The 13941-nt window shown below is 69.1% G+C and carries 12 protein-coding genes and 1 tRNA gene; 4 read left to right on the top strand and 9 right to left on the bottom strand.

Annotated elements, in window-relative coordinates; genetic code table 11:
- Positions 1–33: 33 nt before the first annotated feature.
- Positions 34–1263, bottom strand: coding sequence for an FAD-binding oxidoreductase (locus tag JF543_RS13330; protein WP_206824758.1), 1230 nt, complete (start codon positions 1261–1263; stop codon positions 34–36).
- A gap of 123 nt (positions 1264–1386) precedes the next feature.
- On the opposite strand from JF543_RS13330, the gene JF543_RS13325 reads away from it, so the two are divergent.
- Positions 1387–2115 carry a response regulator transcription factor gene (locus JF543_RS13325; protein ID WP_179410330.1) on the top strand — a complete coding sequence of 243 codons (729 nt, stop codon included), beginning with the start codon at positions 1387–1389 and terminating at the stop codon, positions 2113–2115.
- Positions 2116–2124: 9 nt separating this feature from the next.
- Positions 2125–3621: a sensor histidine kinase gene (locus JF543_RS13320; protein ID WP_179410329.1), complete on the top strand. Its 1497-nt coding sequence runs from the start codon at positions 2125–2127 to the stop codon at positions 3619–3621.
- Here JF543_RS13320 and JF543_RS13315 read toward each other — a convergent pair.
- The 6 genes from JF543_RS13315 to JF543_RS13290 form a co-directional block, all read right to left on the bottom strand.
- Entirely contained in the window at positions 3615–5165 is a 1551-nt protein-coding gene (locus tag JF543_RS13315; protein ID WP_206824757.1) for a flavodoxin reductase, read from the bottom strand. The two genes, JF543_RS13320 and JF543_RS13315, sit on opposite strands and share 7 nt — an antisense overlap.
- 55 nt (positions 5166–5220) lie before the next feature.
- The gene (locus JF543_RS13310; protein ID WP_179410327.1) at positions 5221–6066 is read right to left on the bottom strand and encodes an FAD:protein FMN transferase; all 846 of its coding nucleotides are present in this window, start codon (positions 6064–6066) and stop codon (positions 5221–5223) included.
- 9 nt (positions 6067–6075) lie between these two features.
- Positions 6076–6546, bottom strand: coding sequence for an FMN-binding protein (locus JF543_RS13305; RefSeq protein ID WP_179410326.1), 471 nt, complete (start codon positions 6544–6546; stop codon positions 6076–6078).
- Between the two features lie 35 nt (positions 6547–6581).
- Positions 6582–7616 carry a ribose-phosphate diphosphokinase gene (locus JF543_RS13300; protein ID WP_179410325.1) on the bottom strand — a complete coding sequence of 345 codons (1035 nt, stop codon included), beginning with the start codon at positions 7614–7616 and terminating at the stop codon, positions 6582–6584.
- Between the two features lie 10 nt (positions 7617–7626).
- Positions 7627–9057 (bottom strand): bifunctional UDP-N-acetylglucosamine diphosphorylase/glucosamine-1-phosphate N-acetyltransferase GlmU, encoded by a 1431-nt coding sequence (glmU, locus tag JF543_RS13295; RefSeq protein ID WP_179410324.1) that lies wholly within the window; start codon positions 9055–9057, stop codon positions 7627–7629.
- Position 9058: 1 nt separating this feature from the next.
- Positions 9059–9130, bottom strand: a tRNA-Gln gene (locus JF543_RS13290).
- Positions 9131–9229: 99 nt separating this feature from the next.
- Here JF543_RS13290 and JF543_RS13285 point away from each other — a divergent pair.
- Entirely contained in the window at positions 9230–9724 is a 495-nt protein-coding gene (locus JF543_RS13285) for a MarR family winged helix-turn-helix transcriptional regulator (RefSeq protein ID WP_179410323.1), read from the top strand.
- A 16-nt stretch (positions 9725–9740) separates the two neighbouring features.
- Positions 9741–10679, top strand: a complete 939-nt coding sequence (locus JF543_RS13280; protein WP_206822149.1) for a pseudouridine synthase — start codon at positions 9741–9743, stop codon at positions 10677–10679.
- Positions 10680–10695: 16 nt separating this feature from the next.
- On the opposite strand, the gene JF543_RS13275 is transcribed toward JF543_RS13280, so the two are convergent.
- Both JF543_RS13275 and JF543_RS13270 read right to left on the bottom strand, forming a co-directional pair.
- Complete coding sequence (locus tag JF543_RS13275; protein WP_206824756.1) at positions 10696–12504, bottom strand: ABC-F family ATP-binding cassette domain-containing protein; 1809 nt, start codon at positions 12502–12504, stop codon at positions 10696–10698.
- Positions 12505–12544: 40 nt separating this feature from the next.
- Positions 12545–13939 (bottom strand): threonine/serine exporter family protein, encoded by a 1395-nt coding sequence (locus tag JF543_RS13270; RefSeq protein ID WP_179410320.1) that lies wholly within the window; start codon positions 13937–13939, stop codon positions 12545–12547.
- Between the last annotated feature and the right edge of the window lie 2 nt (positions 13940–13941).

Below are 13941 nucleotides of genomic sequence, written 5' to 3'. Positions count from 1 at the left end.
CCCCTCTTCGTGCTCTGACGAGGTCTCGCTCACTCAGACAACGATGTTGTGGTTGCTGCGGAACATGTTGCGCGGATCCCATTGCGCCTTCGAAGCGCGCAGACGTGCGTACGCATCGGGAGTGAACATCTCCGGAACGGCCTCGGGCGATGGCTCGTGCGTGAAGTTGCTGTACTGCGCGACGCGTCGTTCCTGAATGCGCGCAGTATCGGCCACGAGCGAGGTCCGCTCGGCATCGTCGACGACGCCGGGCACGTCGAAACCACCGGCCATGATGAACCAGGTGGCGTCCCGGGCCGGGAAGGGAGTGCTGTGTTGCGGAACGGCTCCATACGCCCCGCCCAGCGAGCGCATCAGGACCACGGATGTCGGATACGTCGCACGCAGCGCGACCAACTCGTCGATGAGATCGTCATCCAGCGAGGCGAACAGCCCGTTGCCTCCGATGAAGGCCGGCGGCGCCTGCTCGGGGTCGGCGAACCCGGGCGGCTCATCCAGCACGTCGCGATAGGCGCAGGTCGCGACTTCTACGGTGATTCCGTCGACGGCTTCGACGCCGGCAAGTGCTTCGCGCAGGGCGGCCTCATCGTCCCCTGCCCAGACGGCCACCAGCGCGGCACCGGGTGGCGCGCTGGGATCCATCGGCGGAACATCGAGGTACGTCGTGGTCAGCGCATGCGGCGCGTCGATCATCGCGTCACGCGCCGCCCGAAGCACCGCACCGGCATCCGTCGCCCCGGCGTACTGCGCACGGACGACTGTCGGCAAACGGTGCGCGGCGAAGTCGAAACGCGTCACGACCCCGAAGTTGCCACCGCCGCCGCGCAGCGCCCAGAACAACTCGGGATGTGCCTGTGGCGAGGTCTCGATCACCGTCCCGTCAGCCGTGACGACCTGCGCACCGACCAGCTGGTCGACCGCCAAGCCCCAGCACCGGGTCATCCAGCCGATGCCGCCGCCGAGCGTGAGGCCGCCGACCCCCACGGTCGTCGTGTCACCCGAGCTGATGGCCAGTCCGTCTTCGGCGAGCCTCGCGGCCACCTCGCCCCACGTCGCTCCTCCCCCGATGCTCACCGTCGTGCCGTCGACGGAGACACCGGAGAGCGACGCGAGCTCGATCCGCACACCCGGTTGCTCTACCAGTGCCCACGGCCCATGCCCACCGGCGACGACGGAGACGGGAAGATCGTGGTGCCGCGCATGCTGCACGGCGTTGACGACGCCGGCGACGTCGGTCGGGGTGAACACGGATTGCTGGGTCATGACGCTTGACGATAGACCTCGGCACGGACATCCGAAACCGTGCCCGCGTCGCCACGGCCGACTCACAGGCGGCACACAGCGGAACCTATGGATATTCGATGATCCAGGTCGCAGAATAGGCGCATGAGCACCGAGCACCCCGAACTCCGCCGCCCTGACGGATCGCCGCTGCGCATCCTCGCCGTCGACGACGAGGCCATGCTCACCGATCTGCTCGCGATGGCCCTGCGCATGGAGGGCTGGGAGGTCCGCACCGCGGGCTCGGGCCTCGAAGCGCTGCAGGTCGCGCAGGAGTTCGAACCGGATGCCCTGGTGCTGGATGTCATGATGCCCGACCTCGACGGCATGAGCGTGCTGCGCCGGCTGCGCGAGTCGGGCAACCTCGTACCCGTGGTGTTCCTCACGGCGAAGGACGCCGTGGCCGACCGCATCGCGGGACTCACGGCCGGCGGCGACGACTACGTCACGAAGCCCTTCAGCCTCGAAGAGGTGATCGCCCGTCTGCGCGCCGTGATCCGGCGCTCTGGGCAGGGGCAGGCCGAGGACGAACAGGCCATCCTGCGGGTCGCAGACCTGTCTCTGAACGAGGACAGCCATGAGGTCATGCGCGGTGACGACGAGATCGAGCTGACCGCAACCGAGTTCGAGCTGCTGCGCTTTCTGATGCGCAACGAACGCCGAGTGCTGTCGAAGGCGCAGATCCTCGACCGCGTATGGAGCTACGACTTCGGCGGCAAGTCATCGGTGGTCGAGCTGTACATCTCGTATCTGCGCAAGAAGATCGATGCCGGGCGCACTCCCCTGCTGCACACGGTGCGCGGCGTCGGCTACATGATCAAAGCGCCCCAGTAGGACATCGCCATGCTCGCCGCTCCGCTGAGCCTGCAGGCCCGGCTGATGGCCGCGGTGATCGGGTTCGTCAGTCTCATCCTGGTGATCGTCGCGATCATCACCAGTGCCACGCTCGGCAACACGCTCGAGATCCGGCTGCAAGAGCAGGTCAACGGTGCTGCCGCCGAGACCGTACCGCTGGTGACCAGCCGCGCCCAGACCGCATCGATCCTCGGCGAACCGCTCACCGCCGAGTATGCAATGGAGGGACAGCGCGTCCCCGCCAACAGCCTGTTGCTGATGGTCGCGCCCCCGAGCACGGCCCCCTCAGGCATCATCGTCACCCCCGACGACCGCACGGTGCTCTCCGGGGCGGATCTGCTGACGTTGACCTCGGCTCTGCAGCACTCGCGCAACGCGACGGTGACCCTGCCGGACTTCGGGTCGTACCGCGTGACGGTCGATCAGACCGACAACGGCGTGCTGGTGATCACGGGGCTCCCGCGGGCAGACGTCCAGCACACCATGACCTCGCTGTTCACGACCATCGCGCTGGCGACGCTCGGCGGCCTCATACTGCTCGCGATCACCACCGCACTGACGATCAGTATGGGCTTGCGTCCGCTGCGCGCCGTCGCCGCCACGGCGACGCGCGTCGCAAGTCAGCCGCTGGACCGTGGTGAGGTGACGATCACCGAGCGCGTGCCCGAGTACGAGGCCGACGCGCGCACCGAGGTGGGACGGGTGGGCGTCGCCCTGAACACGTTGCTCGATCACGTGGATGAGTCGCTCGCCGCGCGGCAGCGCAACGAGGATCGGATGCGACGTTTCGTCGCGGATGCCAGCCATGAGCTGCGCACGCCGCTGGCGTCGATCCGCGGGTACTCGGAGCTCTCGCTGCGCGCCCTGAGCCAGGGGGACGGACCGGATGCCCTGCAGCACACGACCTCGGCGCTGGAGCGCATCCAGGCGCAGTCTCTGCGGATGACCCGTCTGGTCGAAGACCTGCTGCTGCTGGCGCGCCTCGATGAGGGCACCGAACTCGTGCACGGCACCGTGGATCTGTCGCAACTGGCCGTCGAGGCGGTTGCCGATGCGCAGCCCACCGGTCCTGAGCACGTGTGGAAGCTGGAGGCCCCCGAAGAGCCGGTGCTCGTGCCGGGTGACACCGGGCGACTGCATCAGGTGGTCGGGAACCTGCTTGCGAACGCCCGGACGCACACGCCACCCGGCACCACGATCACGCTGAGCGTGGCGGCGGTCGACGGCGGCGCCGAGCTGCGCGTGCACGATGACGGCCCGGGTATCGATCCCCAGGTGCGCGACGAGCTGTTCGCCCGCTTCGCTCGCGGCGACGTGTCGCGCGCACGCCAGAGCGGCGGCACCGGCCTGGGCCTCGCCATCGCGAAGGCGATCGTCGAGGGACACGGCGGGTCGATCACCGTCACCAGTGAGCCGGGCGATACGTCGTTCACCGTGCACCTGCCTGCGGCACGCACCGCTTCGTCGGAGACGCCGGCTCAGTAACCCGCGAAGGCGTCGGTCGTCAGTCCGTGCGCCTTGTGCAGCGCCGGCGCCAGGTCGGCGATCAAACGGGGCGGGCCCGAGATGAACGCGTGCCGTGCGGCGAGGTCGGGAACCACGCGCTCGAGACCCTCGGCGTCGAGGCGTACGCCGCGCGGCCAGGACCAGTGCGCGGGCAGGTCGGCCGGCGCGTCGCGCGTGAAGACGATCGTCGGCACCCCGGTCGCCTCCAGCTCCGCGCGGAAGGCGAGCTCGGCGGCCGAGGAGGCGACGTACACCAGCACGATGTCGCGTTCAACGCCGGTCGCCTGCAATTGCCGTAGCTGTGAAACGAACGGCGTCACACCGATACCTGCCGCGACCATCAGCACGGGTGCGCCACCCCGGGGCAGCACGAAGTCGCCCCAGGTGCCCGTGACACCCAGCACCGCGCCCGGTTCGGCGGCCTTCAGCGCGCGCTTGTAGCTGGACGGATGCTTCTGATCGCCGTCCTTGTAGGCGATGCGCAGAGTCGGCAGGTCGGCGGGAGCCGAGACGATGCTGAACTCGCGCCGGGTGCCGCGGGCATCCGGATTGCGGTGCGGCACCTCGAGCTCGACGTACTGTCCGGCGATGAACGACAGGCGCCCCTTCGCGCGGAACGTGAGTTCCTGTGCGGTCGGCGTGATGAACTCGCGCCGGGTGAGGACGAGCCGCACGGATGTGCGCACGGCGAAGGCGAAAGCGAGCAGGTTGCCGATCAGCAGGGCGCGCTCCTGCCCGAGTGTGAACAGCCCGCCGATCGCGATCGGCCACCCTGCCAGGATGCCGACGAGTACGGCGACACTGAACTGCTGCCAGCGGCGCGGGGGCAGCGTGAGCGGCTCAGACAGCATGAAGATACCGAGGAACAGGTACGGCGACTGCAGCAGCGCAAAGCCGATGGCATCCGACAGTGCGAACGACAGCCCCGCGTTCTGCGCGAGGGCTGCCTGCCGTACCACGGCGACGCCGACCGCGACGAGCAGGAAGACGAGGACGACGCGCACCTTCTCGGTGCGCCACAGCACGATCAGTCCGAGCACGGCGACCGGCAGCGCGAGTGCGGGGGTGCCCACCCACCACGACGAGAACGTACCGATTCCGGCGATGGTGACCACAGCGGCACCGAACGCCGCGGGGTTCAGGATGTGACGGCCTCGCCACGCGATGACGTACTTCGACGCCGCGGCGAGTGCGCCGCCGAGAGCGTTGCCGGCGAGTCCCGGCACCGTGAGCGACGGTTGCAGCACGAACAGCAGGATCAGCGCCGTCACCAGCGACGACTCGATGCGCCAGGGCAGGTGCAGCAAGCGCTGCGCCGCGGCGTCGACGGCCGAAATCGCGACGACCAGTACCGCGAAGGATGCCAGGATTTCGAGCGCCGACGGGGCGACGAGCCCCGCCAGCGACAGTCCGAGGGCGATGACCCCCAGAGCGAGCAGGGCGAAGAGCACGAGCCGGTACATCGAGAGGGCGCCGAGGAGCGCGAGGGTCCGCTGCCGCAGCGCCGTGAGAGAGGTGATCACACCTCTACTCTCGCGCATGTTCTGCCCCCGGGGCTCGCCGGGTCGCCCTGTTTCGCTACGTGAACAGCTCACCGGCGAAGGCCGCTGAGCGTTCGACGCGGCCGTCGGTGGTCATGCGCACCCAGTCCACACCCCATGCACCGGCAAGGCCCGGGCCCCCATCGAAGAACAGGGCGGTCGCGACGGCGTCGGCCCGCATGGCGTCGTCGGCGATGGCCCACGTGGCGGCCCAGGTGCGCACGGGCATCCCGGTGCGGGCATCCAGCACATGGTGCAGCCCATCGCCCCACACCCGCCGGTTCACCGCCGACGCGCACAGAGCCCGGCCTGCGACCTCGACCACACCGATCGCGCTGGTGGGGTCGTAGGGGTGCTCCAACGCGACGAGCGCTGCTCCGCCGCGCACGAGCAGATCTCCCGAGGCGTCGATGATCGTGCGTCCCGGCAGATCCCGCAGCTCTGCGGCGACGAGGTCGACCAGGCGTCCCTTGCCGAGCGCGCCCACGTCGATCACACCGGGTCGGTGCATCGTGAGCGTCGTCGGCGTCCAGGTGAGGATGCTCTCCCAGTCGGCCGGGGCGCTCTCTGGGCGACCGGACTGCAACGACATCGCCGCGTCATAGCCGAGTGCCTCCAGGCCCAGACCGATCAACGGATTGACGGCACCGTCGGTCACGCGGCTGAGCTCACGGAATCCGTCGAGCATGACGCCGGCGTCCGGTGGCGCATCAACGGTCCCACCGCGACGCAGCGATGAGACCACCGAGTCGGCGCGGAACCGCGACCACTCCCGGTCGAACCGCTCGACCGTCGCCGTGACCCGCCCCTGAAGCTGTGACGAGAGCGGCTGGTCGGTCTCGATCTCCCAGCGTGTGCCGATCGCGTCGAACCGCCAGGTCATGGCATCCGCCTACTCGGTCTCCGTGTCTGCGTCGCCGTTGTCGGCGGCGGAGATCACGGCCTCTTCCTTGATCCGCACGAGGGCCTGGTTGAAACCGCCGCTGGTCAGCGACGAACCGGCAACGCGGTCGACGTCGAGTTCGTCGAGTTTCTTGCCCACCACCTCGGCGGCGATGCCGTCGATGAACTGGCCCTGATAGCGCGTGCTCTCGGGCGCGGTCGGATCGCCGACCACCTCGACATCGGTCACGACGTCGTCGCTCAGGGTGAGCGTCACCGAGATGTTCTCGACCGTCTCGGGCGTCTGATAAGCACCCTCGGCGGTGTAGGTGCCATCGGCGTACGGTGCGGTGGCATCGGTCGAGACCGGAGAGGGATCGCCGGCATCGGCGGCCCCTCCACCGGCGCAGCCGGACAGCAGCAGGACCCCGGCCGCCCCGAGCAGCGCGGTTCCGGTACGAGCGGCGTGGTGTGCGTTCATACGCCCAGCCTCGGGCATCCGACTATGTGCCCTTCTCAGGCGTCGCCGCCGAACATGCTCGTGACCGAGCCGTCCTCGAAGACCTGCTTGATCGCCGCCGCCAGCAGCGGCGCGATCGGCAGGATCGTGAGCCCGTCCCACTGGCGCGACTCGGTCAGCGGAATCGTGTCGGTGACGACGACCTCGTCGATCGCGTCGTCCTGCAGACGCTCGGATGCCGGATCGCTGAACACCGCGTGAGTGGCGGCGACGATCACCCGACGAGCGCCGTTCGCCTTCAGCGCCTGCGCGGCCTTGACGATCGTGCCGCCGGTGTCGATCATGTCGTCGACGAGCAGGCAGGTGCGTCCCTCGACGGTGCCGACGATCTCGTGCACCGACACCTGGTTGGCGACCTTCGGGTCGCGACGCTTGTGGATGATCGCCAGCGGTGCGCCGAGGCTGTCCGACCACGTGTCGGCCACGCGGACGCGCCCCATGTCGGGCGACACGATCGTGAGCGTCTCACGGTCCTCGGGCGTCAGCGTGCTCTCGAAGTGCTCGAGCAGAACGGGCTTGGCGAAGAGGTGGTCGACCGGGCCGTCGAAGAAGCCCTGGATCTGCGCGGCGTGCAGGTCGACGCTCATGACGCGGTCCGCGCCCGCGACCTTGAGCATGTCGGCGACCAGACGCGCCGAGATCGGCTCGCGGCCGCGACCCTTCTTGTCCTGACGCGAGTAGGGGTAGTACGGGGCGACGACGGTGACGCGCTTGGCGGATGCCCGCTTCGCGGCATCCAGCATGATCAGCGTCTCCATCAGCCACTCGTTGACCGGCTGGCCGAACGACTGCACGATGAACAGGTCGCAGCCGCGGATCGAGACCTCGAAGCGGGCGTAGATCTCGCCCGAGGCGAAGGTGCGGTGCTCGACCGGAGCGACCTCCTGACCGAGTGCGGCGGCGACGGCAGCCGTCAGTTCGGGGTGCGAGCGACCGCCGGCGACGACGAGCCGCTTCTTGGTCTTCGCGATCAGTCCGGGGGCGACCCCGTTCTGGACATCCAGTGCTACGCGCTTCTTCTTCTGGCCCATGGCTGTCGCCCTACTCCGCCGCTCGTTCGCGGGCCGCCGCATCGGCTGCACCCGTGCCTGCTCTGTTCTTCTCGACCCACCCGACGATGTTGCGCTGGGGGGCGATGCTCATGGCCAGCGCACCGGCGGGCACGTCCTTGCGGACGACGGCGCCGGCGCCGGTCTTTGCACCTGCTCCCAGCCTAATGGGCGCGACGAGCACCGTGTGAGATCCGGTGTGCACCTCGTCGCCGATCTCGGTGCGGTGCTTGTTGACGTCGTCGTAGTTGGCGGTGATCGTGCTCGCGCCCAGGTTGACGCCGCGGCCGATGGTGGCATCGCCCACGTACGACAGGTGCGGAACCTTGCTTCCCTCGCCGATCTGGGCGTTCTTGGTCTCGACGTAGGCGCCGATCTTGCCGCTCGCACCCAACACGGTGCCGGGGCGTAGGAACGAGTAGGGGCCGACTGTGGCGTTCGCACCGATCACGGCAAGGTTGGCGTCGCTGCGGCGCACAACGGCATCCTCGCCCACCTCGCAGTCGACCAGCGTCGTGTCGGGACCGATGGTGGCGCCGGCGGCGATGACCGTCGCACGCAGGATCTGGGTGTTCGGCAGGATCGTCACGTCGGGGGCCAGCGTGGCGTCGTCGTCGATCCAGGTGGTCGCCGGGTCGACGATCGTGACGCCCTCGCGCTGCCAGTGCCGCACGATGCGCTGGTTCAGCACCCGGCCGGCCTCGGCGAGCTGGGCGCGGTCGTTGATGCCGAACGTCGAGGTGACGTCATCGGCGAGTTCGGCGGCGACCTTCTCGGCGGCGCCGCGCAGCAGACCGATCACGTCGGTCAGGTACATCTCGCCCTGCGCGTTGTTCTGGTCGACGCGGGCCAGGTAGGTGCGCAGCGCCGGGGCACGGAACACGTACACGCCGGCGTTGATCTCGGTGACTGCGGCCTCGTCGGCGCTGGCGTCCTTCTGCTCGACGATCCGCTCGACGATGCCGTCCGCGCCGCGGATGATGCGACCGTACCCGGTGGGGTCGTCGAGGTGCGCGCTCAGCAGCGTGGCGGCGGCGGATGCCGCCCGGTGGCCGGCGACGAGGGCTTCGAGCGTGTCGGCCTGCAACAGCGGCACGTCGCCCGAGAGCACGAGCACATCGCCGTCGAAGTCGGCGGGCAGCGCGTCGAGAGCGACCTGCACGGCGCGTCCCGTACCGGGAATGTCGTCCTGATCGACGACGATCGCCTCGGGGTACTGCTCGACGATCGCGGCGACGACCTGGTCGCGCTCGTGACGGACGACGACCTCGATGTGCTCGGCCCCGAGCGCACGCGCGGTGGTCAGGACGTGACCCACCAGGGGCCGCCCGCCGATCTCGTGCAGCACCTTGGGCCGACGGGACTTCATGCGCGTTCCCTGCCCTGCGGCGAGAACGATGATGGCGAGTGGGTTCTGCGTCATGCTCCGCCGCCAGGATTCGAACCTGAACCTCACAGCTCCAAAGGCTGTCGTGCTGCCGTTACACTACGGCGGACCACGGCCGTCCGCGCAAGCAGGGCCGCGTGACAAGTCTGCCACGTTCCACCTGTGTCCGACGTCCGGACGTGCCCGAGGAGCGCGCGATAATGGACAGATGAATGAGGCGGATGAGGTGGATCGCATCGTCGGTGCGTGGAACACTCAGCGCCCCGACCTGGACTTCTCGCCGCTCGAAGTGCTCTCGCGCGTGGATCGGCTCTCGCGGCATCTCGATCGCGCACGTCGCGATGTATTCCACCGCAGCGACATCGAACCGTGGGAGTGGGATGTGCTCTCGGCGCTGCGCCGCGCAGGTTCTCCCTTCCAGCTCTCGCCGAAACAGCTGCTGCAACAGACCCTGGTCTCGAGCGGAACCATGACCAACCGCATCGACCGCTTGGTCGGTCGGCGCTTCGTGCGACGGCAGGCCGACCCCGCCGACGGCCGCAGCGTGCTGGTCACGCTCACCGACGACGGCAGGGTGCGTGTGGATGCCGCGATCACCCGCCTGGTGGATGCCGAGGCCGAGCTGCTGAGCGCTCTGCCGCGCGCAGAGCGCGAACGCCTCGCCGGCCTGCTGCGCAAACTCAGTCTGAGCTTCGACACGTGAGCGCCCGCTGATGGCGATGGCTTCTCCCCTGCCGGTGCGCGACGGCGTCGGTGCGACCCGTCTGCATCTGCCGATGCACGGGCCGTGGCCGACGATCGGCGCGTACATGGCCGAGCGCTTCTTCCATCTCGACCCCGAACGTCTCCTGGCCCGCTTCGACCGCGGTGAGATCGTCGCCCGCGACGGCACCGCGCTCACCCGCGAGGCGCCGCTGGGCGCGCACGAGTTCGTCTGGTACTACCGCGAACCGCCGGTGGAGCGCGAGATCCCGTTCGAGGTCGAGGTGCTGCACCAGGACGGCGACCTGGTCGTTGCCGACAAGCCGCACTTCCTGCCCACCACCCCCGGCGGCAAGTACCTGCAGAACTCCGCCCTCGTACGGTTGCGCAACCTGCTCGCGATTCCCGAGCTCACCCCGATCCACCGCCTCGACCGGGCCACGGCCGGGCTACTGATGTTCTCGGTGCGCCCCGAGACTCGCGGCGCCTACCAGCTGCTGTTCGAGAACCGGCGGGTCGAGAAGGTCTACGAAGCCGTCTCCGCTCTGCCGGAAGGCTGGGATCCGGCATCCCCCGCCCTGGGCGGGCATCCGTTGCCGATCGTGTACCGCAACCACATCGAGAAGCTGCGGGGCAACGTCTGCGTGCGGGTGGATGCCGAACGCGAGCCGAACTCCGAGACGCTGATCGAACTGATCAATGCGGACGACCGCGTCGTGCACACGCGGCTGCGTCCGCACAGCGGCAAGATGCACCAGCTACGCGTTCATCTGTCGGCGCTCGGCGCCGGCATCCTGAACGACGGTTTCTACCCCGAGCTGCTACCCGAGACGCCCGACGACTTCGAGAAACCGATGCAGTTGCTGGCCCGTGAGCTGCGCTTCACCGACCCGCTGAGCGGGGCGCCGCGCGAGTTCATCACCCGCAGGATGCTGCAGGACGCACCGGCTGCGTGACCGGCGGAGCCTGAACTCAGCCGATCTGCTCGGTGACCTCGAACCAGCGCAGCTCGAGCTCTTCGACCTCGTCCTGCTGGGCTTGGATCGCGCGCATCTTCTCGCCCAGACCCTCGTAGTCGGACTGGTCATGGTCGGCGAGAGCGTGCTTGGCCTTGTCGATCTGATCGTTCAGCTTCTGCATCTTGCGCTCGAGCATCGACGCCTCCTTCTCGGCGGCGCGCAGCTCGGCCCCAGACAGCGACGACGCGGCAGGAGCGGGTGCGGCATCGTGCGCCGTCCGCGCGCCGGTGGGCATCGCCGCACGCAGGCGCAGATACTCGTCGATCCCGCCGGGCAGGTGCCGCAGGCGCCCTGAGCCGTCGGGGCCCGGCAGCACGGCGTACTGCTGATCGGTGACGCGCTCGAGGAAGTAGCGGTCGTGGCTGACCACGAGCAGTGTGCCCGGCCACGAGTCGAGCAGGTCCTCGATCGCGGCGAGCATGTCGGTGTCCATGTCGTTGGTCGGCTCATCGAGGATCAGCACGTTGGGCTGGTCGAGCAGCACGAGCAGCAGTTGCAGTCGGCGCTGCTGTCCACCCGATAGATCCTTCACCGGGGTCGACAACTGCGCCGAGGTGAATCCGAGCCGCTCGAGCAGCTGCCCCGGGGTGAGGTCCTGCGCCTTCGACCCACTGCCGAAGGTGTACGACGTGCGCAGCCCGTTGATCACCGTGCGCACGGGGTCGGTCCAGTGTTGTTCGAGCTCGTCGATCCGCTGGGTCAGGGTGCGCACCTGCACGGTCTTGCCGCGCTTGACGCGACCGCTGGTCGGTTCGACGGTGCCGGCCACCAGGCCCAGCAGCGTCGACTTGCCCGCACCGTTGACGCCGAGGATGCCAGTGCGCTCGCCCGGCGCGATGCGCCACTCGACGTCCTTGAGCACCTGGCGGTCGCCGTAGGCGACACCGGCGTCGAGCAGGTCGACAACGTCTTTGCCCAGCCGCGCCACGGCGAGCGACTGCAACGATACGGTGTCTCGGATCGGCGGCACATCGGCGATGAGTGCGTTGGCGGCGTCGATGCGGAACTTCGGCTTGCTCGTGCGCGCGGGCGCGCCACGACGCAGCCAGGCCAGCTCTTTGCGGGCGAGGTTCTGGCGCTTGGCCTCGGTCGCGGCGGCCATTCGGTCGCGCTCCACGCGCTGCAGGATGTACGCGGCGTATCCGCCCTCGAAGGGCTCGACGATGCGGTCGTGCACCTCCCAGGTGGCCGTGCAGATCTCGTCGAGGAACCACCGGTCGTGGGTGACGACCATGAGTGCCCCGGCGTTGCGGGCCCAGCGGGTCTTCAGATGCCCCGCCAACCACGTGATCGCCTCGACGTCGAGGTGGTTCGTGGGCTCGTCGAGCGCGATGATGTCCCAGTCGCCGGTCAGCAGTCGCGCCAGTGAGACACGGCGGCGCTGACCGCCGCTGAGCGAGGCCACCGAGGCCTCCCAGTCGAGGTCGCCGACCAGCCCGGCGATGACGTCGCGGATGCGGGCATCCCCCGCCCACTCGTGCTCGGGGGTGTCGCCGACGACGGCGGTTCCCACGGTCAGTGCGTCGTCGAGCGTGTCGGCCTGGTCGAGCACGCCGATGCGTGTTCCGCCGCGCACCGTGACGCGGCCGGCGTCGGGCTCCTTGCGGCCCGCGAGCATCGCGAGCAGACTCGACTTGCCGTCGCCGTTGCGTCCGACGATGCCGATGCGGTCGCCCTCCTCGATGCCGAGGGTGACGGAGTCGAAGACGACGCGGGTGGGGTATTCGAGGTGGAGCCCTTCGGCTCCGAGCAGATGTGCCATGTCGTACCCAGGCTATCCGGTACCGCTGTGCGCCCGCCGGTCAGCGGATGCGACCGCGTCGGCGCACGACGCTCTGCAGCGTGTCGCGCACCGGTGCACCGAGCACGAGTCCGAGCGATGCGCCCGAGGCGAGGGCGAGGCCGATGGCAGCCGCCTGGAACAAGTCCGCGAACCCGAGGATCAGCCCCATCGCCTCGCCTTCTGCCTCGACGATGCCGAGTAGCCCGCGGTAGACCACGGAACCGGGCACCATCGGCACGATGGCGGCGGTCGTGACGGCGATCGATGGCACGTGCAGACGGTGCGCGATCAGCGTGCCGATGAAGCTGGCGACCAGCGCCCCGATCGCACTCGCGAGTGCGACGCCGATGCCGCCGGCGACGGCGGCACTGTACCCACCCCAGGCGATGCTCCCCAAGAGTGCCGAGACGAGGATCGTGCGCGCGGTGGCACCGTTCCACACGGCCACCGTCACGGCGATGAGCACGACGCCGACGAGCTGCATGGTTACCGGCCCGAGCTCGGGCGGGTCGGTGGAGAGCGGGAAGCCCACCCCGAGTCGCTGGGCGAATGAGACGCCGCCGACGATGCCGACCACGACCCCGAGCGTGAGCAACGCCAGGTCGAGGATGCGCCCGCCCGCCGTGAGCGCAAAGCCGTCGATGGCATCCTGCGCCGCAGCCACGACCGACATCCCCGCCAGCATCAGCACGATACCGGCCGCGACGATGATACCGGGGCTGGCGCCTTCGAACAGGGGCACTTCGTGGACACGCAGGGCATTGGTCACCGCGGCGAACGCGGTGACCACGAGCGCACCGGCGGCCTGCGAGAAGAAGAACGGCACATGCATCCGCGCCATCCAGCGCTGAGTCAGCGCCGCGCCGCACGCGGCGAGCAGCGCGACAAGGGTGGTCATCCAGCCCGCACCGAAGAGCAGGCAGACGCCGACGGCGAGCAGTCCCTGTGCCAGCACGATGACGGCGGGACGGTACCGGAAGGGTGTGCGGCGGATCACGTGGAAGCGGATGCGCGCCTCGTCGAGGTCGAGACCCGCCTGAATCTGCGCGACGAGCGCCTGCAGCTGCTGGAGTTTGGAGTGATCGGGCACGGGCGCGCGGACGACCCGGATCAGGGTGAACGGCAGGTCGGACTCACCGCCGTGATACGACACCGCGATCGAGTTGAACGTGATGTCGACGTGCACCGGACGGATGCCCCATGCCGCCGTCACTCTCGTGATCGACAGCACGACTTCGTTGGCCGCGGCGCCGACGGCGATCAGAGACTCGGCGATGCGCATCGCCAGCTCGATGACGCGACGCGCATGCATCTCGTCGATCGAGAGCATCGCCTGGGTCTCGGGGCGCGAGGCCGCATCGACGTGGATCGCGTGGACCAGTCGCGCGCGCCAGTTCTTTCCTGCTGCACCCATCG

The organism is Microbacterium esteraromaticum (genome assembly GCF_017303215.1).
Taxonomy (GTDB): domain Bacteria; phylum Actinomycetota; class Actinomycetes; order Actinomycetales; family Microbacteriaceae; genus Microbacterium; species Microbacterium esteraromaticum_C.
This window is presented reverse-complemented; position numbering and strand designations above follow the sequence as displayed.